Origin of the sequence: Pedobacter sp. GR22-6, assembly GCF_037402555.1 — a bacterium.
Taxonomy (GTDB): Bacteria; Bacteroidota; Bacteroidia; order Sphingobacteriales; family Sphingobacteriaceae; genus Pedobacter.
Genome location: NZ_JBBEUC010000001.1, coordinates 50,498 through 73,102 on the forward strand (window position 1 = coordinate 50,498; position 22,605 = coordinate 73,102).

Sequence of the window (22,605 nt, forward strand, 5' to 3'; positions counted from 1 at the left end):
TTCTATGATACAAACGAACAGGATATGGCCAATATTTTTTCTTCTATCAGGAACGCTTACACCCTTTTTAAGAGTGTAGATTTCAAACAGCTGGAAGCACTTTCCAAAAAAGTAGACCTGACCAAAATGGTGGAGTCGGTAAGCCGGCTGGACGAAACCCAGCTGCAGGGCATGATGAAAATGATGTCCGGCTCTGGCAAAGCAAAAGAACTCCCCCCGATTGAAGGCGATTTTTACCATTTGGGAGATGAAGCCCTTAAAGATGAAGACCGCGCCCTGCAGCTAAAAGTACGGGCATTCCTCGAAAAAGAAGTCAAACCCATTGTCAATCAATATTGGCTCAAAGCGGAGTTTCCCCACGAGCTGATCCCACGGATCGCCGAACTGAATATTTGTGGACTTACTTATGAAGGCTACGGCTGTCCCAATAAATCCAATCTGATGGAAGGCATACTGGCTATGGAAATGGCCAGGGTAGATACCTCGATGTCTACCTTTTTCGGTGTGCAGAGCGGGCTTGCCATGGGCTCCATCTATCTGTTAGGCTCAGAAGCCCAGAAGCAGGAATGGCTGCCATCCATGCAGCAGTTCAAGACCATAGGAGCCTTTGGTCTTACAGAGCCTGAAGTTGGTTCCGGCGCTGCGGGTGGACTTACTACTACCGCCAAACGTCAGGGCAACAAATGGATCCTGAACGGGCAAAAGAAATGGATCGGTAACGCGACGTTTTCCGATATTACGGTCATTTGGGCCAGGGACCTGGACGATAATCAGGTAAAAGGTTTCCTGGTCAGAAAAGGGACCAAAGGTTTCTCTGTGGAAAAAATGCAGGATAAAATGGCGCTTCGGATTGTCCAGAATGGCTTGATCACATTGACCAATTGCGAGGTGGAGGAGTCTGACCGCCTTCAAAATGCCAATTCCTTTAAAGACACTGCAAAAGTACTGAAGATGACCAGGGCAGGAGTGGCCTGGCAAGCCGTCGGCTGTGCACGTGGTGCCTATGAGAGTGCTTTGCAGTACACACGCACAAGGAAACAATTCGGCAAACCCATCGCCTCCTACCAGCTCATCCAGAACCATCTGGTAGAAATGCTGTCCAACCTCACTGCTATGCAGACCCTTTGCTTCCGTTTGTCTCAGTTGCAGGACCAGGGTTTACTCACCGACGAACATGCCTCATTGGCGAAGGTGTTCTGTTCCATGCGGACAAGGGACGTGGTCAGCCGCGCCCGGGAAGTGATGGGCGGAAATGGGATCCTGTTGGAATATGATGTCGCACGTTTTGTCGCAGATGCAGAGGCGATCTATTCCTATGAAGGAACCAAGGAAATCAATACCCTGATTGTAGGTCGTGCCATTACCGGATTTTCTGCTTTTGTATAGGATTTTACCCGGCTTAAAGGCCAGGTAAAATGCTTTCCATCACGGCAATGCCTTCATCGATGTGTTTTTTCTCCATGCAAAGCGCCGGACGGAAACGGATGGTCTGATTTCCGCAACCCAGGAACATGACGTTTTGCTCCATACCTTTACTGATAAAGGCATCGCGCATGCCCTTCTCCGGAAAATCAAAGGCGGAGAGTAAGCCCTTGCCCCGTACATTGCTCATCTTATCGAACCTGCCAGCGAGTGCATGCAACTGATCCTGTAGGTATTGTCCCACCGTTGCCGCATTCTCACAGAGTTGGTCTTCAGCTACAATCTGCAGGATCTGTGAAGAGCGTACCATGTCTACCAGATTGCCTCCCCAGGTAGAATTGATCCGGGAAGGAACTTTAAAGACATTTGTCGCTACCTGATCTACTTTATCGCCGACCAGAATGCCGCAGACCTGCATTTTTTTTCCAAATGCAATGATATCCGGACGGGCCTTTTCGCTATAATGCTGATGGCACCAAAACTTGCCTGTCAGCCCCACACCCGTCTGTACTTCATCATAGATCAGGAAAGCCTCATTTTCATCTGCCAGTTCTTTCAATTGGATCAGGAACTCCTCGCGCAGGTGATTGTCGCCCCCTTCCGATTGGATGGGCTCCACAATGATGGCACAGATGTCGTCTTTATAGCTCGCAAATGCCTCTTTGATCTGACTAATGGACAGCGCTTCCGTTTCTTCTGCCTTCCGCAGGTTCTCCCCCTCCAGAGGAAACCTGACCGAAGGCGTACTTACCCTGGGCCAGTCGAATTTTGCGTACCATTTGGTCTTGTCGGGCAGGGTATTGGTCAGGCTCATGGTGTAGCCTGTGCGTCCATGAAATGCTTTTTCAAAGTGCAATACCTTAAAGCCTTTTTCTTCTGCATAACCTTTGGCAAAGTTCTTTTGTACCTTCCAGTCCATTGCTACTTTAATCGCATTTTCAACCGCAAGTCCACCGCCCGCTATGAAAAAGGCATGGGGCAGGTATGAGGGGATCCCGTGTTTGGAAAAGGTATCTACAAACTGTGCATACTGTTGGGTATACACATCTGAATTGGAAGGATTGGCCAGTGCCGCCTGTAGTAAATTCTTTTTAAATGCTTCGTCGTTGATCATCTTGGGGTGGTTATATCCCAGGGGAACAGAAGCGAAGCAAGTGAAAAAATCCAGCAGCGAGCGCTTGTATTTTGAATCATATATGTAAACCCCCTGACTTTGCCCCATGTCGTAGGTGAGGTCAAGGCCATCCGCTAAAATGTGCTTGCTTAAGGTTTCATTCACTTGGTCCGGAGCAACAGTTAGTTCATACATAAAATCAGTTTTGGTATAAACCAAATGTAATGAAAACAGGCGCACTAACAAATTTGGACGTGATTTTATAGCCTGCATGTCATGTTCATGAATAAATATCCCGATTGCCATCAGAATTTCTAATTTAGCCTTTCATGGACATTTTAGATGTATTGATAATAGGCGCAGGTCCTATCGGGCTCAGCTGCGGTATTGAAGCGCAGCAGGCAGGCCTGTCTTACGTGATCGTAGAGAAGGGTTGTTTGGTCAACTCGCTGTACAACTATCCGGATAACATGACCTTTTTCTCCACCTCTGAAAAGCTGGAGATTGGTGCTGTGCCCTTCGTGTCGAATAATCCCAAACCTACCCGTGCAGAAGCATTGGAATATTACAGGCGTGTGGCGCTTAAATTTGAGCTGAATACCCGCTTATTTGAAACCGTAGTTAGCGTAGAGCACGAAGAATGTTTCCAGGTGAAGACTTCTAAAGCGTTATATAAGGCAAAAAACGTGGTCATTTCTACAGGCTTTTACGATCTGCCCAATACGCTGGACATCCCTGGGGAGAACCTGCCTAAGGTCATGCACTACTATAAAGACCCGCATTATTATGCCATGCAGAAAGTCATTGTGGTAGGGGCCAGCAACTCATCCGTAGACGCTGCTTTGGAAACTTACAGGAAGGGGGCGGAAGTGACTATGGTGGTGAGGGCAGAGGACATCAGCACCCGTGTGAAGTACTGGGTGCGTCCGGATATCATCAACCGTATCAGTGAGGGGAGTATTCAAGCGCATTTCAATTCCTCGCTGGTGGCCGTTCGGGAGGGGGAGGCAGATATCATGACTCCGGAAGGTCTGATTACCATACCCAATGATTTTGTATTGGCGCTGACAGGCTACCAGCCAGATTTTAAACTGCTGCAGCGTTTTGGTGTCAGGTTATCTGAGGATGACAAGCTGTTTCCTGAACACAATCCTGAAACGATGGAGACCAATCAAAAAGGACTTTATCTTGCAGGTGTTGTCTGTGGAGGCATGGACACGCATTTATGGTTTATCGAAAACTCAAGAGACCATGCAGGAAAGATCATCCGGCACATCCAATCACTTTGAAATCCTCGGACGTTTTTTCTTGATGACAGTTTCTCCGCTCGGAGCCGTAGTTACTTTGACTTCAATGCTTGAGTTGCTGCTCGGTTTGGCCGCAGGCTTTTCAGATTTGTCCTTTTTATCTGCAATTCTTACGGTAATCTTCCTGTTGTGCAGTTCGGAACCATTTAAAGCGGTGATCGCATTGGCGGCCTCCTCCTTGTTGTTCATTTCTATGAAACCGAAGTTTAGCTTTTTACCTGTTCTTTCATCAGAAGCGATGTAAACAGAATGAACGGCACCGTATTCACTGAAAAGTTTCAGTAATGTCGTGTCGTAGGTCTTGTAGGAAAACCCTAATACAAATATTTTTACCATATATCGGCAACAAAAGTACAAATAGTTGAATTAATTTTTAGGGTAGTTAATCAGGAATTTTTATCTGTGCCGGTGGCAGGTTGACTTTCATCATCTCACGCCAGCTGGAACCTATTGCCCTGTTGGGGGTACTTCCAGTAGGAGGGAGCACAAATTCTCCCGGAATATATATGGCATCTACAATCGCGGCAGGATTCATGTCTTTATGATTTAAAGGTTTTTTAGTACCCTGCGCCAGGTTGAAGTATTTGATGGCAATCCCCACTACACATAGGCAGCCATGCGCTACCTGGAAGCTGATTTGTTGTTCAGGCACATGAGTTTCTTCCGGGGCGATGGACTCCGAGTGAATTTTTTTAGTATTTCTTTTACTGCTGTGAAGCGCGTATTCACCCATTCGCACTACGATTTCGAAGGCGTTAGCCTCTTTTGGCATTTTGAGTTGGTCAGGAACCTCAAAAGCGGGTATGGTTAGCGTGAGTATATTGCCCTCCAGTGTGAGCTGCGGTTTTACCCAAAGGTAAGTAGACAGGGGCGATTTACTGTTAAGCTCAAATCCGGCGAGGTTCTCAAAACTGTTTTGCTTAAAGGTGTAAGTTTCCGTATTTTTATCGAAGCAATGCGATAGGATGGCCTGGTTGCTTTTGGTGAGCCGATTGATCATCTCTCCTTGGTAGAAAGCATCGGTGAGGCCATGCAGATCGGCTCGGATGGCTGCGGACAGTGAACTTGCATTGCCCATTACAGACGCCGTTTTCTTGGAGCCCTCCGTCTGGGGCACATGTTTTTGTTTGGTCTGGACGATTGTGGTTTTGCCATCAGCTGATTTTTTGAAGACCAAATCGCCTACCAGGCCTGTGATCTGTTTTCCGTCGAATTTTCCCATTTGCCTAATCTTTAGTATTGCTCGCCTTTTGGATGCGTTCTGGAAGAATGCTTAATGAGCCCGCTCTTAACCTGTGGTTAATTTGGCCTTACCCCAGCTTTTTCCCAGAAAAACGTGGGGTCAAGGTGGGGTGACTGTGGGCTAAACCTGGGGTCACTAAGTATTATTTAAGGACTCATCCCGACTGCTTGTTATTTTTTATTAAGTAATTAGTTAATTAATTAACTGCAATATGGAAAAGTTTCAGCGAAAATGCAAGTGAGATTTTATAAATTGTATGCGAATCTTTGTGCAAATGCATAGGCTTAATGTTCACAAGAACTAGAACGTATAACGCAATTACCCGAATCTGATTTTGCGTTTTAAACACTTATCAATATATTTAGCTTTCACATTAATTCAATTTAATGGAGCAAGATGACCAAATACTTCTGGATGAACTGAAAAGCGGAAGCCATTCCGCTTATGAACGTGTATTCAAGAAGTATTATAAAATGCTGGTCGCTAAAGCCTATTTCGTCCTAGAGGATGAGATGGAAGCAGAGGATCTGGTGCAGAACCTCTTCGTCACCATGTGGCAAAAATCACACTTCATTTCCATAAAAACATCACTGAAGTCCTATCTGTATGCTGCGGTGCACAATCAGTGCATGATGGTCATACGGGATAGGAAAGTCGCGGATAAGCGAATGAACAATTATAAGGAGGTTCTGGCTGGAGATGATTATGAAGATGGAGGGGAGGTGCAGCAAGAAGCCTACCATGGTCGGCTCGACCTGGCTTTTCAGGAACTTCCACTACAGCGTCAACGGGCCTTTAAGCTGGTATACCTGGAAGATAAAAAATATAAGGAAGCCGCAGAGGAAATGGGCCTTTCGGTGAATTCGATAAAAACCCATTTGAAACTTGCCGTGAAGGCCTTAAAAGATAAACTCATAAAATTTAAATGATTCATTCACCCGATCAAAGGAAAAATGACTCTTAGCATTGAAGATGATAGAAAACAAGGAATATATAGAAGCACTGTTGTTTGAGAAAATAACGGGTACGATTAGTGAGGAAGAGAACCTTGTTGTCGAAAATGCCATCTTGCAGGACGCGGAGACGCGGGCGTTATGGGAGAAGCTGCAGTCCAAGATGAACCAGACTGCGGCCCGAGATTTTATTTCAGGACTGGATCCCGACCTTGCCTGGGTGCATACGGCTGAAATGATCCAGGAAAAGCCAAAGCCTTATGTAAGGCGTTTGAGCTGGCAAATTGCAGGTATCGCCGCGGTGCTAGCTTTAGTCCTGCCTTTAGGCTGGCATTTTTTGAACCATCGGTCTACTGAGCTGAAGGAAAAACAAATGTATACAGCAAAAGAAATTTATCTGAAAACGGATGATGGGGAATTGATCCCAATGGGAAAACCGCAACAGATCAGTATCGGATCAGCCAAAATAAATGCCACAGCTGAAGCCTTGAATTCGCAGGCGGCATCCGGGGCGTCCGACAGCTGGGCGACCGTAGTGGTGCCCAGTACCAAAGATTACAAAATCACTTTAGCTGATGGAACGGCTGTCTGGATGAATTCGGCCTCGAGCCTGAGGTTTCCTTTGAGCTTTGGAAAGGGTTCAAGGGAGGTTTTCCTCAAAGGGGAAGCTTATTTCGATGTGACCAGGAATCCAGCTCAGCAGTTTATAGTGCATACGGATTATGCAGACATCAAGGTACATGGAACCAGCTTCAACGTACATGCCTATGAGGAAGGCACTTTCTCTACGGCATTGGTGGAGGGTTCCGTATCGGCTATGAGACAGGGCCAGGAGCTTCGGCTAAGTCCTGGCCAGAAAACCTTTTTGCTGAATGACAATTTGGGTAAGGGGACATTTGACCCCCTGGAGGAGCTGGCCTGGATGAAAGGGGTGTACACTTTTCACAACCGCTCTTTGGCGGAAATAGCTCCTGTGATCAGCCGCTGGTTTGACGTGAAAGTAGCTTGGGCGCAGGAAAATGTAGCCAATCAGACCTTTACCGGTGAAATCGACAGACAGCTTCCCTTAGCTGTCGTGCTATCGAATCTGCAACTTGCTTCGGGCATCCGGGCCGACATTAAAAATGGGGTGCTGACATTTAAATAATTTTTTTTTCAAAAAGCCTTCACCCATTTCCGGCTCAGTTGCATCTCCTAAGCAAACCATTTATAAACTTTTGAATGTATGCTTAAAAAACTTACCAGAATTGGCCGGATTTTACTTCCTGTCATTTTTATGTTGCATGTATTGTCGCCCATCTACGCGAAAACGCAACCGATCATCAGGCTCAATGTAAAAGGCAAGAACATCAGCCTTGCCACATTGTTTAAAGCCATCAAAAGCCAGACCGGGCTTACCGTGTTCTACAGCAATAAACTATTGGACGATGCGGAAAAAATATCGATCAATGTGGAGCAGGCTGAACTTGCGGAAGTACTCAGGCTGGCACTCAAGGGAAGAAAGCTGGACTGGCTCATCAAGGAAAAATACATCATCCTTCAAAAAGAAAATCCACTTTCGGCACCTGGAGAAGCGAAATCAACAGAGCAGGAGCGAATACTGTTCCAGCAGATCAAGGGAGTGGTGACGGATGCAGAGGGCAAAGCGATTCCCGGGGTGGGTGTCAAGATCAAAGGAACCTCCAGAGGCGCTGTGACCGATAAGGATGGCCGATACGTGATTGAGGCGGAAGCCGGTGATGTCCTGGTATTTTCCTATGTAGGCTTTGTTACCCAGGAAATCTCGGCGGGTTCCCAGAGTACGATCAATGTCAAACTGGAAATCGAGGACGCGAGCCTGACGGAAGTTGTAGTTGTGGGTTATGGTACACAGAAAAAAGTGAACCTTACCGGTGCTGTGAGCCAGGTATCAGGAAAAGACCTCGCCGCGCGGCCGATGGGCCAGACTTCTGCGGCCCTGCAGGGTATGGCACCCGGAGTTACAGTCAGGCAAAGTTCCGGACGTCCGGGTGGAGATGGCGGAAGTATCCGTATCCGGGGAATTGGAACCATGGGAACGGCAGATCCCCTGGTGATGATCGACGGGATCGAAGGCTCGATCAATAACATAGATCCGAATCTCATTGAGTCGATCTCTATCCTTAAAGATGCGGCTTCTTCTTCCATCTACGGATCCAGGGCTGCCAATGGTGTGATCCTGGTTACGACAAAGCGGGCCACTGCCGATCAGATCAATATTTCCTACAACAATTATATCGGCTGGCAAGATCCGACCAATATGCCCAAACTGGTCAATTCGCTGGATTATATGCTACTGCTTAATGAAGCCTATACGAACACAGGACGGACACCACTATATTCTGCAGCGCTGATTGAAGAATTTCGTCAGCAAGGAGGCAGGAATTCAGATCAATATCCGAATACCGACTGGCAGAAAGAAACCCTGACTGGTTCCGGACTGCAGCAAAGTCATTTCCTGACCATTGAGGGCGGAACACAGAAAGTTAAAATGCTGGGTTCCTTCGGACTCTTCGATCAAAAAGGCCTGATCCAGAATTCCGGATTCAAGCGTTATACCATCCGAAACAATGCGGATATCAAATTTTCTGAAAAATTGAAAGCCAGGATAGATCTTCAGTTCGTCAATGCAATCACTACTGATCCCGCAGCGAGTGCCATTGAGATCTTTCAGTGGATGAACGGTATTCCCGCCAATCAGATCGGTGTGAACGAAAGCGGTCAATGGGGTGTGGGCTGGAATGGTGTGAATCCGATTTCTGCGAGTAAAGATGGGGGAACTAACCGACTCAGGGGTCCTTTTGGAAGTTTAAACGCGACGCTGAACTACAAGCCGGTGGAATGGCTGGAAGCGGAAGTTGCCTACTCACCTAAATACGCAATATCCTCGAGAAAAAATTTCAGAAAAGCCATACAGTCTTATTTGCCTAACGGAAGCACCAGCTTTCTGACACCGGCATTGACCACGCTGACGGAAGAACGGAGCGAATCCTTTTTTAACAATACACGCGCAACGTTAACTGCCAGTAAAAATTTCGATGAACATAGTTTAAAGCTCTTGGTCGGTGCATCCAGGGAAGACTATTACAATGAATGGATTAAAGCAATCCGTGATACGTATATCCTGCCTCAGTACCCGGTTTTAGATGGTGGTTCGGCAGCGAACCAGCAGGCTAATGGAGGTGCAGAGGAATGGGCTTTGCAATCTTTGTTCAGCAGACTCAATTATACATGGAAAGGGAAGTACCTGTTGGAGCTGAATGCCCGCTACGATGGTTCTTCGCGTTTCTCTGAAGGAAATAAGTATGGCTTTTTTCCCTCTGCTTCCGCAGGATGGCGGATTTCGGAAGAGAGTTTTATGTCAGGCCTGAAAGGAACCATCAATGATGCAAAAATACGGGTGTCATGGGGTAGACTGGGCAATCAATTGATCGGTACCTATCCTTCCGTTACGGCAATGGTACTGGAATCGACCGCCATGGGTAAGCAGATCGTAAATACAGCGACGCTGAGCGCATTGGCGAACAAGAACATTTCCTGGGAGGCCACAGAAGAAAAAAATATTGGTATAGATTTGACCTTGTTCAAAAACTTCAGTGTAACGGCAGATTATTACCGCCGCCGTACGAGTGACATCCTCTTGTTATTAGATGTACCCTTCATTATTGGTTTAGAAAAGCCATATCAGAATGCAGGTGTTGTAGACAATAATGGATGGGAATTGGGCCTCGCTTATAAAGGCAATGTAAAGGACTTCAACTACAACATTAGCCTCAACCTGTCCGATGTGAAGAATAAGGTTGTCGACATGAAAGGAATTAACCAGACAGGTTTTACCGTAAACCGCGAAGGTCATCCAATTTCTTCCATTTTTGGATACGAAGCTCAGGGATATTTTGCCTCCGATGCAGAGGTAGCAGCCCATGCCACACAATTTGGTGCGGTGAAAGCAGGGGACATCAGATACAAAGATCAAAATGGCGATGGCCTGATCAACGAAAGTGACAAGATCATCATTGGCAGTACCATACCGAGGTTTACTTTCGCCTCAAACCTGTCTGCGGCCTACAAGGGCTTTGACCTTTCCGTTCTTTTGCAGGGCGTAGGTAAAGCCAATGGATATCTCAATGGCCCCGGCATTTTGCCATTCAACGTAGGTGGTGCGCTGGGGGGGACGATCCGTGAAGAAAATAAAGACCGCTGGTCGCCGGAAAATCCAAATGCAAAATATCCGAGGCTGGCTTTTGGAGAATCGAATAATGAACAGACTTCCAGCTTTTGGCTGCGGGATGCGTCTTATCTGAGGGTCAAAAACGTACAGCTGGGTTACGCATTGCCTGCAGCGCTCGCGGCAAAAATGAATATTAAGAGATTGCGGGTATTCGCCAATGGGTCTAATTTGGCCTCATTCGATCGCTTCCTGGCTGGTTACGATGTGGAGGCCCCTGTTGGTGCGGGTAATATCTACCCTCAAGTCAAATTGTACAGTTTCGGTGTGGAAGTAGGATTTTAAAGAAAAACAGATGAAAACAAATATATACCTCATTATACTCGCGGCCTTTGTGGTCATACTGGGCGCATCATGTAAAAAAGGATACCTGGATAAAAGCCCTTTGTCTGGTCCTTCAGATGAAACATTTTTTACCAATCAGGATGAACTGGTCCTTGCAGTCAATGGCCTGTACAAATATGCAGGCTATGCACCATTGGATAACATGCCGCTTAATCTATCGATCGACAATGGAACAGATATCGGTTGGGACCGAAATAACAGTGCGCTGCAAAGCATCGGCAAAGGCAATCACGATAGCAACAATACCTATGCAAGGGACATCTGGCGGGAAGCCTACAAGGTAATCGCCAAGTGTAATTTTGTGCTCGATAACCTTTATAAGGTTCAGGACAAGGCCACACCTGCCATATTTAACCGTTCTAAAGCAGAAGCGAGGTTCATCCGTGCCTATACCTACAATTACCTGACGGATTACTTCGGGGATGTACCATTGGTCACGAACATGCTGAAGCTGGAAGATGCACAGCTTCCGAAGACGGCGAAGGCAACTGTGGTCGACTTTGTATTGAAGGAATTGACAGAATGTGCCCCGGACCTTCCTTTAAATTATACCGGCGCAGATGTGGGCAGGGCCAGTCGTGGTGCAGCCCTGGCCATTAAAGCCCGTACAGCATTGAACAATGAGCTTTGGGCAGATGCCGCGGAGGCAGCCAAAGCCGTTATGGACTTAAAGGTCTATAGCCTGCACAATAATTTCGGGGCATTGTTCAGTTATGCCGGTCAAAACTCAAGTGAGATCATCTGGGCCTTCCAATACCTCCGGGCTTCTAAGACCAAGACCCATTCTACAGCGAACAACTTGCTGTCCAGGAACGGACAGGGCTTTTCGAATAAGGTGCCTTCACAGTCCCTGGTAGATGTTTATCCCTGTACGGACGGTTTAAACATCGACGAGTCGCCCTTGTTTGATCCTCAGAATCCTTACAAAAACAGGGATCCAAGATTGGGCTTTACCATCGCGTTACCAGGCTCTACTTTTTTCAATTACCAGTTTGAAACCCACCGCGATAGCCTGAAGTGCTGGAATTACAACACCACGCCTGCTACCCGCGTTGATAACCAGGATGCGATCAATGCATTTGCTACGTTTACCGGATACTGCTGGAGAAAATATGTGGATCTCGAGGATAAGATCGATCGGACCAATTCTGAACTCAATGTCATTCAGATCAGGTATGCTGAGGTGCTATTGATCTATGCTGAAGCGAAAAATGAATTGAATCAGCTGGACCAATCGGCATACGATGCCATTAACCTGGTCAGGCAGCGGCCGAGTGTAGCCATGCCGGCGATCTTGTCAGGAAAAACTAACGTAGAATTCCGCAGTCTCGTTCGCAAGGAACGGCTGTATGAACTGGCTATGGAAGGTTTCAGGCAATCGGACCTGCGCAGGTGGAAGATTGCTGAAAAGGCCATGACCGGAAATTTCTACGGCAGGGTACAACGGGGCCTGGTAGCTGCTGCCCCACAAATTGATGATAATGGCTTGACCGATTATTCGGCTGTTCCAAACCGGGCAGATCTACGCGTGATCGAAGTCCGGGCTTTCAATAAAAACCGCGACTACCTCTGGCCTATTCCAAATCTGGAGACCGTAACCAATAAATTGTTGATCCAAAATCCCAACTACTAATGAAATACCTATTTAAAGTAATCCTGTTGCTGCTTGCAGCAACGGGATTTCATACCGGTCGAAGCTACGGGCAACAACAACCGGCACGCAGCAGTTACGATATTTGTATTTATGGCGGAACTTCCGCTGGGGTAATTGCGGCCTACACTGCAGCAAAGCTGGGAAAGCAGGTTTTGCTGATTGAGCCTGGGAAAAATCTGGGCGGTATGAGTTCCGGTGGCCTGGGCCTTACCGATATCGGAAACAAATATGCCATCAGTGGGCTAGCCCTGGATTTCTACCGCAGGATTGGTCAGCATTACGGGAAATTTGAGCAATGGGTATTTGAGCCCCATGTGGCCGAAAACATTTTTCAGGATTACATCAGGCGTGCAAAGGTGGAAGTGCTGTATGAAAACAGGATAAGCAGTGTAAAAAAGCAGGGCAAGCTCATCAGTGAATTGGTATTGGAGCGTAGTGCTGGCGCAGGCAGCAACATCAGCGTGGCGGCTAAGATGTTTATCGATTGTTCCTATGAGGGAGATCTGATGGCCAGGGCAGGTGTTTCCTATGCCGTAGGCAGGGAGGCCAATAGCGATTATAAAGAGACTTTCAATGGCGTACAGTTGATGAACGGACATCAGTTGCCGGATGGGATAGATCCTTATCGTACAGCCGGAGATCCCGGAAGCGGATTACTTTGGGGGATCAGCAATGGGGAGTTGGCTCCAAACGGTACGGGCGACCGTAAGGTGCAGGCCTATAATTTCAGGATTTGCCTGAGCAGTGACCCGAACAACCAGGTAACAATTACACAGCCTGCGAATTATCAGCCAGAGCGCTACGAACTCTTGCTCCGCCAGATGGCAAAGCGGGACTGGAAGTCTTTGCAGGATGTATTCATCTGGAGTGGAATGCCCAATGGTAAAACGGATATCAACAACAGGAATGGCTTTTCTACAGATATGATTGGCATGAACTGGGAGTATCCCGATGCAGATTATTCCAAAAGGGCAGAGATCTGGAATGCACATACGGATTACACGAAAGGCTTGCTGTATTTTGTAGGCAATGACAAAAGGGTCCCCGAGCATATCCGGGCTGAAATGAAAAAATGGGGCTATCCAAAAGACGAATACATTGGGAATAACCATTGGTCGCATCAGCTCTACATCAGGGAAGCCAGGCGCATGGTCGGTGCTTTGGTGATGACCCAGCACCATTGTCAGGGCCGGGAACAGGTTACAGATGGGGTGGGCATGGCAGCCTATACCATGGATTCGCACAATTGCGACCGCCTGATTGTCAAGGGGCATGTAAAGAATGAAGGCAATGTAGAAGAGGGCGGCTTTGGGCCTTATCCAATTTCCTACAGGGCGATCATCCCTAAAGCATCGGAAGTAGAAAACCTGAGCGTGCCGGTATGTCTTTCGGCAACACATATCGCCTATGGCTCCATACGCATGGAACCCGTATTTATGGTCCTGGCACAATCGGCGGCTACGGCAGCCGTTCAGGCCATCGACAAGCGCCAATCTTTACAGCGCATCGATGTCAAACAATTGCAGGCGACTTTGAAGCGCAATCCCCTGGTCGATGGAACTCAGCCGGAGATCCTGCTGGACAATAGTGATCTGCGGAGCGTTCAGAAAACCGGGACCTGGCGTTTGGAGGCTCATGGTGGTTATGGACCGGATTTTTATGTGGCTTCGCCCGATGGCGGTCCGAGCAGCCTAAAGTATCAGCCCCTATTGACGACAAGTGGAAAATATGATTTGTATACATACTACCCAAAACAAAAGAACAGGGCCTCTGCTACCAGCATCAAGGTAAATGATGGCAAGCAATTGCACGAATTGTCCATTAAGGATGCCGAGGTTACGGTGCTTGGCCAAACCTCAGGTGAATGGGTGCATCTGGGACGCTATACCTTTGCAGCAGGAAAACAAAGCTATGTGGAAATCTCCAATCAGGCTGCCGATGCAGAGGTGATTGCCGACGCAGTATTGCTGGTTCCTGCAAAGGAATGACGATCTTAAACTAAAATCACCTCAGGATCCTGAGGTGCCAGTCCCTCGATGAGCTCGTGGATGCTGTTGAGCGTAACCGTAGCGATCTGCGCCAGTGCATCTTCCGTGAAAAAAGCCTGATGCCCGGTTACGAGCACGTTCGGGAAGCTCATCAGGCGCTGGATTTTATCGTCTTCAATGATGCTGCCGGATAGGTCTTTGAAGAACAGTTTTTCCTCCTGTTCGTACACATCTATGCCCAGATAAGCTACATGAGCGCTTTTGAGGGCTGTGATCACCTCATCGGTATTGATGAGTGCACCCCGGCTGGTGTTGATGATGGTCACGCCAGGTTTCATTGCAGCCAATGTTTCCCGGTTGATGAGGTATTTGTTTTCCGGTGTCAGCGGGCAATGCAGGGAAATCACATCAGATTGTGGAAGAAGTTCTTCGAGCGGCAGGTACTGCACACCGGAAGCTTTTAAACTTTCGTCTTCAAAGGGGTCAAATGCCAGGACCTTGCAGCCGAAGCCCAGCACGATCTTACAAAAAGCCCGCCCGATCTTGCCCGTGCCGATGACGCCGATTGTGCGGCCATGGAGGTTGAAGCCCAGCAATCCGTTGAGGGAGAAGTTTTGCTCCCTGACGCGGTTATAGGCTTTATGCGTTTTTCTGTTCAGGGTCAGCAGCATGGCCACTGCATGTTCCGCTACGGCTTCCGGTGAATAGGCAGGAACGCGGCATACGCGGATGCCGTGTTTCTTCGCCGCTTCCAAATCGACATTGTTGAACCCGGCACAGCGCAGGGCAATGACTTTGACTTGCTTAGCAGCCATGGTCCCGATCACTTCGGCGGTCAGGCGGTCATTGACGAACACACATACGACCTCCGTACCTTCATCAATAGCATTGACAATATGAGGGCCTAAATGGGTTTCCCAAAATTGCAGTTCAAAGCCATAGGGAGTATTGTGACGGTTGAAGAAATCTTTGTCGTAAGGTTTTGCGGAAAAGAAAGCGATTTTCATAGTGGAAATGATTGTTTTGTAAAATAAATCTATTAGGCCAACAAAATATACATTTTTCTTAGCTTTGATGGCATATGTTTCAGAATCCTTTTTCATTTGAAGGCAGAATCCGGAGGCTTGAATATGGCCTCAGCATCCTGCTCTATTTTCTTTATATTATTGCTGCGGTGGTCATCTTAGCTGCGTTGGGTTTTATTGATGCCACAGAAAGTAAAAAGAACACACTTTCCATTTACCTGGCCTGCTCGCCCGCCATCTATTTTATGATTGCACAGAGTGCTAAACGCTGTCACGACAGGGGCAACAGTGGCTGGTGGCAACTTATTCCGCTGTATGGATTTTTACTGTTGTTTCTGGATAGTGAGGTAGGGGACAATGAGTACGGACCAAATCCCAAGGGTCTGTATTATGATGTTGATGATGAGCGTCATAGCAGTAGCTCAGCCGACGATTTCGACGATAAATAAGCGCCTTCATAGCCTTAATTCCGGTTTTTGCTGCCTTTCTGACCGATTGTCAAAATATTTAAACAAAAAAATGCCAAATGATGTTGCTGTTTATATGAGCGACAAGGTGCCCTACTTAAATCACGACGAACTTCTTGAAGTATTGCAATATACGAAGACAGCTACCGCAATTCATGTAGGAGAAGATGCGGTGATTCAAATGGCTAATGATGCGATGCTGCACATCTGGGGCAAAGACCGCAGTGTGGTCGGCAAATCCCTGGAAGAAGCGCTACCTGAATTGAAAGGTCAACCCTTTGCACAGATGTTCAGGAAGGTCTGGCTGGAAGGAATTACCATCTCAGGAACTGATACGGCCGCCGACCTGGAAATTGATGGTGTGGTGAGTACCTTCTATTTTGATTTTGAATACCGGGCAATTAAAAATGAAAATGGGAGGGTGCTGTGCGTATTGCATTCGGCAACGGACGTGACGGAAAGGGTCATGAACAATGAAATCAGGGAACAGGCCGCACGGATCAATGCCTCCTTAGCTAGAGAACAAGCCCTGAATGAAGAACTTGCTGCTGCGAATGAAGAGCTCAATGCAATCAATGAAGAGCTGTCCAGCAATCAGGAGCAGTTACATCACCTTAACCAGGAGCTGGAGAAAAAGGTAGAGGAGCGTGTAAAAGCCCTCAAAGAAAACGAAAAACGCTATCGTGAACTCTCTGAACAACTGGCTGCAATGAATGAAGAAATGTTGAGCGCTAATGAAGAGCTGATGGCGGCCAATGAGGAAATTGCCGAAGGTCGGGAGCACCTGCAGCATGCTTTTGATGAGATGGAGGATAAAGAAATTGCACTGAGACTGGCAGTAGAGGCTGCCAATTTTGGTACCTGGCATCTCCATTCCGGTACAGGGGAGTTCATCACCTCAGCCCGGTTGCGTGAATTGTTTGGCTATCCCGAAGACCATGAGGTAAGTATAGCAGAATGCCTGGCGCAGGTTCGGGAAGACTATCGGGATTATGTGTCCGGTAAATTGGAAAGCGCCATCTCGGGTAATGGGGATTATGATGTTTCCTATCCTGTGCTGGGGCTGAAAGACCAGGTTCGCTGGCTCAGGGCCATTGGGAATTTAAAATTGGACAAATCGGGTGAATTTTCTGCTTTTACAGGAGTGGTCATGGACATCTCTGCAATAAAAAAGGAAGAGCAAAGGAAAAATGATTTCATCGCTATCGTGAGTCATGAACTGAAAACGCCCCTGACTTCTTTAAATGCTCACATTCAATTGCTCCAGCGGAAAAACCGGGGTGTCGGAGACAGTTTTACAGATGGATCCCTGGACATGGCGGGTAAGCAGGTCAAAAAAATGACAGCCATGATCAATGGTTTTCTTGACGTATCGCGTTTGGAGTCAGGTACAATCCTGCTGAAACAAACCGACTTTATGCTCAATGACCTCATCGAAAATGCGGTGGCTGAAGTGTCTATGATGCATACCAGTCACACCATTCAGTACCAAAACAAGATCCAGGTGCCGGTGAGGGCCGATTATGAAAAAATGGGGAATGTAATTTCCAACCTGCTCAGTAACGCGATCAAATATGCGCCGATGAACCCAAATATCGAAGTCAGTTGCGAAATCCTGAATGATGTAGCGAGGGTAAGTGTGAAGGATGAGGGTATTGGTGTGGGCAGTAAAGATATCCGCAGGCTCTTTGAGCGCTTCTATAGGGTAGAGACTGGGAGTCATATCTCCGGTTTTGGGATCGGCCTTTATCTCAGTGCGGAAATCATCGAAAAGCACCATGGTAGGATTTGGGCAGAAAGTGAACAAGGCAAGGGTGCAACTTTTTTCTTTGAACTTCCTTTAAATCGGTGACAATAAAGCGAATTTTTTATAAATTGATCTAATATCTGAATATTCTAATATGCTTCTTGCACAAAACATCCGTATCAGCAGAATTCTTAGGAACACCTGGCAGGTAGACCTGATTATGATCGCTTCCTGCACCGCTGCTTATCTCGTGAGGGAATACCTGATTGCCAATCACTATAGCATTCCTGCCATTATCCCCACATTACTGGGTACAGCGATTGCATTTTTCATCGGTTTCAACAACAACCAGGCGTATGACCGATGGTGGGAAGCCCGTAAAATCTGGGGTGCACTGGTCAATGATTCCCGCTCCTTTGCACGCAGTCTTTTGAACTACGTGGACGGTGACCTGGACATTGCTCAGCGGATGATCTACAGACATATTGCTTTTCTTTATGCCTTGAAAACCAATCTTAGGGGAGGCATCAATGATTGCAACGTCCGCTATTTAAGCGAAGCTGATCAGCAGGCCATAAAGGGAAACAGCAATCTCCATCATGCGATTCTCAATTTGCAGTCGGCAGACCTCCAGCTGCTCTCCAAAAAGGGCCAGATTGACGGGTTTAGGTTTATAGAGATCAATGGGATGCTCGTCCGTTTTTCTGACAGCATGGGCATGTCTGAGCGCATCAAAAATACCGTGTTCCCGACCACCTATTCTTACATGACCAAGGTATTCATCTGGCTTTTTGTGGTCACCTTTACCCTGGTGATCAGCGAAGGTGCAGGTGTATATTCTATTTTTCTGGGCTGGCTGATCGGGTTTGTATTCGTTTCTACGCAGATCAATGGGATGAGCCTGGTGGATCCTTTCATGAACAACTCAGCAAGTGTACCGCTCAACCAGATTACGCGTACCATTGAGATCAACTTACTGCAGATGATGGGTGCTACCGAGGTTCCGGAGCCGGTTAAACCGATCAATGGGGAATATGTGCTTTAAAATTTTTCTTTCATGCCCAGAAGGCCCAAAAGACCGCCGGTATGCAGGGCTACGATCTTTGCCTCTTTTTTAAAGGTGCCGGATTGCAGCAGATCCTCTAATGCGAAGAACATCTTACCGGTGTAAACCGGATCAAGAAGGATGCCTTCTTCAGCAACAAAGTTCTTGATGTAGCGGATCAGTTCCGGACTGGTCTTGGCATAACCACCGAAATGGTAATCTGTATGGAGTTGCAATTGTTCCAGCCCGCCTGTGTAATTCTTGATTTCTTCGGCAATGAATGCGCCTCCTTTAAGCACAGGCACCACATGGAGCTGCGTTTTTAGTCCGCGCTCATGTATTCCTTTCAAGAGTCCTGCTGCTGTAGTACCCGTTCCCGCAGCGCAAAAAATATGGTCGATATCTGCAGGTAGCTCATCCATGATTTCCGAGCAGCCCCTGGTACCGGCAAGCGAAGCGCCACCTTCGGACACAAAAAAAGCATTATGCTGGTTGCCATAATGCTCCTCAAATAACAATTGCTTGTTTTTGTAGCTCGCTCTGTCTGTAAAGTTCAGGCTCATGCCGTACATCCTGCACAACATCAGCATTTCATTGTCAACCGCTTCTCCTCTTACAAAGGCCGAACTTTGGAGTCCCGACCTTGCACAGGCCGCTGCTGTGGCGACCAGGTGATTGGAGTAAGCTCCTCCAAATGTCACGAGGTGATTTTTCCCGTTTTCCCTGGCCTCCTCCAGAATGTACTTTAGCTTGCGCCATTTATTTCCGGAGATGTAGGGGTCAATCAGATCGTCCCTTTTTACCAGTATCTGCTTTCTGATGGGGCTTGTCAGCTGCTGCAGCGGACTGAATATTGCTGTGAACATACGGGCAAATATACAGTCTTATTGCTTTGGCCTACAATAAACCCGGGCATTCAACCGTTAAGGTTTAAAATAGATCTTTCTGATCAGGTAGGGGAAAAAGTTGAGAATGATCTTAACGTTAGTTGTAAAATTTTTCATATAGGTCGGTTTTAACTGTAGTGCACAGACCATCCTCAAAGAATAGGCCAATTTCTTTTTTAATATGTTGCTGTGAAAAGATTAGTTTTGCAGAATGAAAGCCATTTGCTGTTCAGAACGCAATAAACCGTTCCTGTAACATTTTTGAATGGTTTATTTAACCCGAGGAAAACATAATCTTAATGGAAAACATCAGCCGCGAGCAAGAGATAGAAGATCAGGACCTGTATGAGCATCTGAACATTGTTGTAGATAAAGGACAGTCTTTACTGCGCATTGACAAGTTTTTGATGCACAGGGTGGAGAATGCTTCGCGCAGCAGAATTCAGAATGCCATTGATGCGGGCAACGTATTGGTCAATAAAAAGACCATCAAGTCCAGTTACAAGGTAAAACCTGCAGATGAGATCTCTATCGTATTCCCGCATCCGCCAAGGGATACTGAAGTTTATCCGGAAGACATTCCCCTGGATATTGTCTATGAAGATGATGATCTGCTTGTTGTTAATAAGGCTGCAGGTATGGTGGTGCACCCCGGTTTCAACAATTATACAGGAACCCTGGTCAACGCCCTGGCCTTTCACTTTGAACAATTGCCCCAACTGCCGGGAAATGAAGGAAGACCTGGCCTGGTGCACCGCATAGACAAAGACACCTCAGGCTTGCTGCTGATCAGTAAGAACGAGATCACCATGACCAAATTGGCGAAACAATTTTTCGACCACAGCATCACCCGTAAGTACATTGCCCTGGCCTGGGGCGATATCGCTGAAAACGGAACGGTTACAGGTTACATCGGACGCAGTCTGAAAAATCGGATTGTGATGGATATGTATGACGATCCTGAGAAGGGGAAGTGGTCAGTGACCCATTATACGGTTCTGGAACGCCTGGGTTATGTCACCCTGATCAGTTGCCAGTTGGAAACCGGCCGTACCCATCAGATCAGGGCACACATGCAGCATATCGGGCATCCGCTGTTCAGTGATGCCAATTATGGTGGCGACAAGATTGTGAAGGGAACAACCTTCAATAAATACAAACAGTTTGTACAAAATGCCTTCGATATCCTGCCACGCCAGGCCCTGCATGCACAAACTTTGGGATTTATTCACCCAACTACTAAAAAATACATGGAATTTGAAGCACCTTTGCCAGCTGATTTCGATACGGCCCTGAACAAATGGAGGAACTATATCGTACAGCCATCATAAATGCAGGAATATATTTTACATAACGACGAGTTCATTGCCGCGGATCAAGCCATTCTGACGGCCAACAACAGGGGTTTCCGCTATGGAGACGGCCTTTTTGAATCCATGCGCATGAGCAATGGCAAGTTGCGCTTTGCGGAGCAGCACGCTGATCGACTGAGGGCCGGGATGAAAGCTTTAAAAATGGAGGGAGGCAGCCTGCTGGATGAGTATTTCCTGAAGCAGAAAACTGCTGAGCTCTGTAAAAAGAACAGGCTGAAAGAGAATGCAAGGTTCAGGCTATCGGTCTATCGCGCAGGAGAGGGGCTGTATACACCAAATAACAACAAAACAGGCTACGTACTTGAAGCTACGGCATTGCCGGACAGTAACTATGAGCTGAACAAAAAAGGGCTTATCGTAGATGTGTATGATGAACTGACCAAATCGGTGGACCAGCTTTCTAACTACAAGACCTGCAATTCACTGGTCTACGTGATGGCCGGTTTGTACAGAAAACAATACAACCTGGACGAGGCGTTTATCCTCAACCACAAAGGCTTCCTCTGCGAAAGCATCAGTTCCAATGTTTTCGTGGTCTACAACAAGCAGATCTATACCCCGGCTTTGTCGGAAGGCTGTATTGCAGGGGTAATGCGTGGAGTGGTCATGAACATCGCCAGGAGCAATGACATTCCCGTCATCGAAGCACAGATCAATCCGGAAGTATTAAAGGAAGCCGAAGAAGTATTCATCACCAATGCTGTTGGCGGCATCCGCTGGGTAATGGGCTACGGAAGGAAACGCTATTTCAATGAAGTCACTAAATTATTGAGCGGTAAGCTGAATTTGTTATAAGCGCATTCCCCTGAGGAATTCTTCTACATTCATCCGTTTCTTACCTTCATATTGCAGGTCGGTCAGTTTAATGAATCCATCTTTAGTGGCAAATTTCAGGTAGGTTTTGCCGTCTGAAAGAAATGCTCCTGCTGAAATGCCCGGTTCCTTATCTTCGAGTTCTGCTTTGAAGACCTTAAGGGTCTTGTCGTTGAGATGGGTGAAGGCCGTTGGGTATGGACTTAGCCCTCTGATCAGGTTATAGATGATTGCCGAAGACTGGTTCCAGTTGATCTGACAATTCTCCTTGAATATTTTTGGTGCATGCTTCAACTCTTCGTGCTGCGGTTGCGGCTGTTCGGTATACTCGCCGCTTTCAATCGCTTTTACTGTTTTCACCAGCAATTCCGCACCTACCTGCATCAAATGATCGTGCAGTTCCCCCGCAGTTTCATCCGGGGCAATCGGCACACTGGCCGAAAAGATCGTATCGCCCGTATCGATTTCATGTTTCAGGAAAAAGGTGGTTACTCCGCTTTCTTTTTCTCCGTTGATGATGGCATGGTTGATCGGTGCCGCACCCCGATATTGCGGGAGCAGGGAGCCATGGAGGTTGATGGTGCCCTTGGCCGGCATGTTCCATACGATCTCAGGCAGCATCCTAAAGGCCACCACGACCTGGAGGTCGGCTTTTAATGCGCTCAGTTCTTCAATAAAAACAGGGTCTTTTAGTTTCAGGGGCTGCAGTACAGGAATACCTTTGGAGACCGCGTACTGTTTTACCGCGCTTTCCTGAAGTTTTTGTCCGCGTCCGGCAGGTTTATCTGCGGCAGTTACTACACCTACGATATTGAATCCAGCCTCAACAAGGGCGTTAAGGGAAGCTACAGCAAAATCGGGCGTGCCCATGAAAACTATTTTCATATGTCGTTGTTTGTTTTTTTAATTGTTATGAAGCGATCACGATCTGATCATTGCTGCTGTCATTGAAGATCATGATGGTTTCATATGTCGT

At 47.1% G+C, this 22,605-nt stretch carries 18 protein-coding genes; 12 read left to right on the forward strand and 6 right to left on the reverse strand.

The window, feature by feature from the left end; all coding sequences use genetic code 11:
* Positions 1 to 24 precede the first annotated feature (24 nt).
* A complete protein-coding gene (locus WAE59_RS00205; protein ID WP_337853900.1) occupies positions 25 to 1,386 on the forward strand; it encodes an acyl-CoA dehydrogenase family protein in 1,362 nt (453 codons plus the stop codon).
* 13 nt (positions 1,387 to 1,399) lie between these two features.
* On the opposite strand, the gene lat is transcribed toward WAE59_RS00205, so the two are convergent.
* Positions 1,400 to 2,731 carry an L-lysine 6-transaminase gene (gene lat / locus WAE59_RS00210; protein WP_337853901.1) on the reverse strand — a complete coding sequence of 444 codons (1,332 nt, stop codon included), beginning with the start codon at positions 2,729 to 2,731 and terminating at the stop codon, positions 1,400 to 1,402.
* Between the two features lie 134 nt (positions 2,732 to 2,865).
* On the opposite strand from lat, the gene WAE59_RS00215 reads away from it, so the two are divergent.
* Positions 2,866 to 3,825, forward strand: a complete 960-nt coding sequence (locus WAE59_RS00215) for a YpdA family putative bacillithiol disulfide reductase (RefSeq protein ID WP_337853902.1) — start codon at positions 2,866 to 2,868, stop codon at positions 3,823 to 3,825.
* Here the strand turns inward: WAE59_RS00215 and WAE59_RS00220 are convergent.
* A complete protein-coding gene (locus tag WAE59_RS00220) occupies positions 3,817 to 4,179 on the reverse strand; it encodes an RNA recognition motif domain-containing protein (RefSeq protein WP_337853903.1) in 363 nt (120 codons plus the stop codon). The genes WAE59_RS00215 and WAE59_RS00220 overlap by 9 nt on opposite strands.
* Before the next feature lie 46 nt (positions 4,180 to 4,225).
* Complete coding sequence (locus WAE59_RS00225; RefSeq protein WP_337853904.1) at positions 4,226 to 5,065, reverse strand: hypothetical protein; 840 nt, start codon at positions 5,063 to 5,065, stop codon at positions 4,226 to 4,228.
* A 407-nt stretch (positions 5,066 to 5,472) separates the two neighbouring features.
* On the opposite strand from WAE59_RS00225, the gene WAE59_RS00230 reads away from it, so the two are divergent.
* From WAE59_RS00230 to WAE59_RS00250, 5 genes are all read left to right on the forward strand, one after another.
* The gene (locus tag WAE59_RS00230; RefSeq protein WP_337853905.1) at positions 5,473 to 6,015 is read left to right on the forward strand and encodes an RNA polymerase sigma factor; all 543 of its coding nucleotides are present in this window, start codon (positions 5,473 to 5,475) and stop codon (positions 6,013 to 6,015) included.
* Positions 6,016 to 6,058: 43 nt separating this feature from the next.
* A complete protein-coding gene (locus WAE59_RS00235) occupies positions 6,059 to 7,186 on the forward strand; it encodes a FecR family protein (protein WP_337853906.1) in 1,128 nt (375 codons plus the stop codon).
* A gap of 78 nt (positions 7,187 to 7,264) precedes the next feature.
* Positions 7,265 to 10,570, forward strand: coding sequence for a TonB-dependent receptor (locus tag WAE59_RS00240; RefSeq protein ID WP_337853907.1), 3,306 nt, complete (start codon positions 7,265 to 7,267; stop codon positions 10,568 to 10,570).
* 10 nt (positions 10,571 to 10,580) lie between these two features.
* Positions 10,581 to 12,263, forward strand: a complete 1,683-nt coding sequence (locus tag WAE59_RS00245) for a RagB/SusD family nutrient uptake outer membrane protein (RefSeq protein WP_337853908.1) — start codon at positions 10,581 to 10,583, stop codon at positions 12,261 to 12,263.
* Positions 12,263 to 14,272, forward strand: coding sequence for an FAD-dependent oxidoreductase (locus WAE59_RS00250; RefSeq protein ID WP_337853909.1), 2,010 nt, complete (start codon positions 12,263 to 12,265; stop codon positions 14,270 to 14,272). Before WAE59_RS00245 ends, WAE59_RS00250 begins: the two co-directional genes overlap by 1 nt.
* A gap of 5 nt (positions 14,273 to 14,277) precedes the next feature.
* On the opposite strand, the gene WAE59_RS00255 is transcribed toward WAE59_RS00250, so the two are convergent.
* Entirely contained in the window at positions 14,278 to 15,279 is a 1,002-nt protein-coding gene (locus WAE59_RS00255; protein WP_337853910.1) for a 2-hydroxyacid dehydrogenase, read from the reverse strand.
* A 74-nt stretch (positions 15,280 to 15,353) separates the two neighbouring features.
* On the opposite strand from WAE59_RS00255, the gene WAE59_RS00260 reads away from it, so the two are divergent.
* From WAE59_RS00260 to WAE59_RS00270, 3 genes are all read left to right on the forward strand, one after another.
* On the forward strand, positions 15,354 to 15,746 hold the full coding sequence (locus WAE59_RS00260) for a DUF805 domain-containing protein (RefSeq protein WP_337853911.1): 393 nt from the start codon (positions 15,354 to 15,356) through the stop codon (positions 15,744 to 15,746).
* Positions 15,747 to 15,816: 70 nt separating this feature from the next.
* Entirely contained in the window at positions 15,817 to 17,616 is a 1,800-nt protein-coding gene (locus WAE59_RS00265) for an ATP-binding protein (RefSeq protein WP_337853912.1), read from the forward strand.
* 49 nt (positions 17,617 to 17,665) lie between these two features.
* Entirely contained in the window at positions 17,666 to 18,556 is an 891-nt protein-coding gene (locus tag WAE59_RS00270) for a bestrophin family protein (protein WP_337853913.1), read from the forward strand.
* Here WAE59_RS00270 and WAE59_RS00275 read toward each other — a convergent pair.
* A complete protein-coding gene (locus WAE59_RS00275; protein WP_337853914.1) occupies positions 18,553 to 19,422 on the reverse strand; it encodes a 1-aminocyclopropane-1-carboxylate deaminase/D-cysteine desulfhydrase in 870 nt (289 codons plus the stop codon). The two genes, WAE59_RS00270 and WAE59_RS00275, sit on opposite strands and share 4 nt — an antisense overlap.
* 320 nt (positions 19,423 to 19,742) lie before the next feature.
* On the opposite strand from WAE59_RS00275, the gene WAE59_RS00280 reads away from it, so the two are divergent.
* Both WAE59_RS00280 and WAE59_RS00285 read left to right on the forward strand, forming a co-directional pair.
* A complete protein-coding gene (locus tag WAE59_RS00280) occupies positions 19,743 to 20,774 on the forward strand; it encodes an RluA family pseudouridine synthase (RefSeq protein ID WP_337853915.1) in 1,032 nt (343 codons plus the stop codon).
* Complete coding sequence (locus tag WAE59_RS00285) at positions 20,775 to 21,611, forward strand: aminotransferase class IV (RefSeq protein ID WP_337853916.1); 837 nt, start codon at positions 20,775 to 20,777, stop codon at positions 21,609 to 21,611.
* Here WAE59_RS00285 and fmt read toward each other — a convergent pair.
* Complete coding sequence (fmt, locus tag WAE59_RS00290; protein ID WP_337853917.1) at positions 21,606 to 22,514, reverse strand: methionyl-tRNA formyltransferase; 909 nt, start codon at positions 22,512 to 22,514, stop codon at positions 21,606 to 21,608. The two genes, WAE59_RS00285 and fmt, sit on opposite strands and share 6 nt — an antisense overlap.
* Between the last annotated feature and the right edge of the window lie 91 nt (positions 22,515 to 22,605).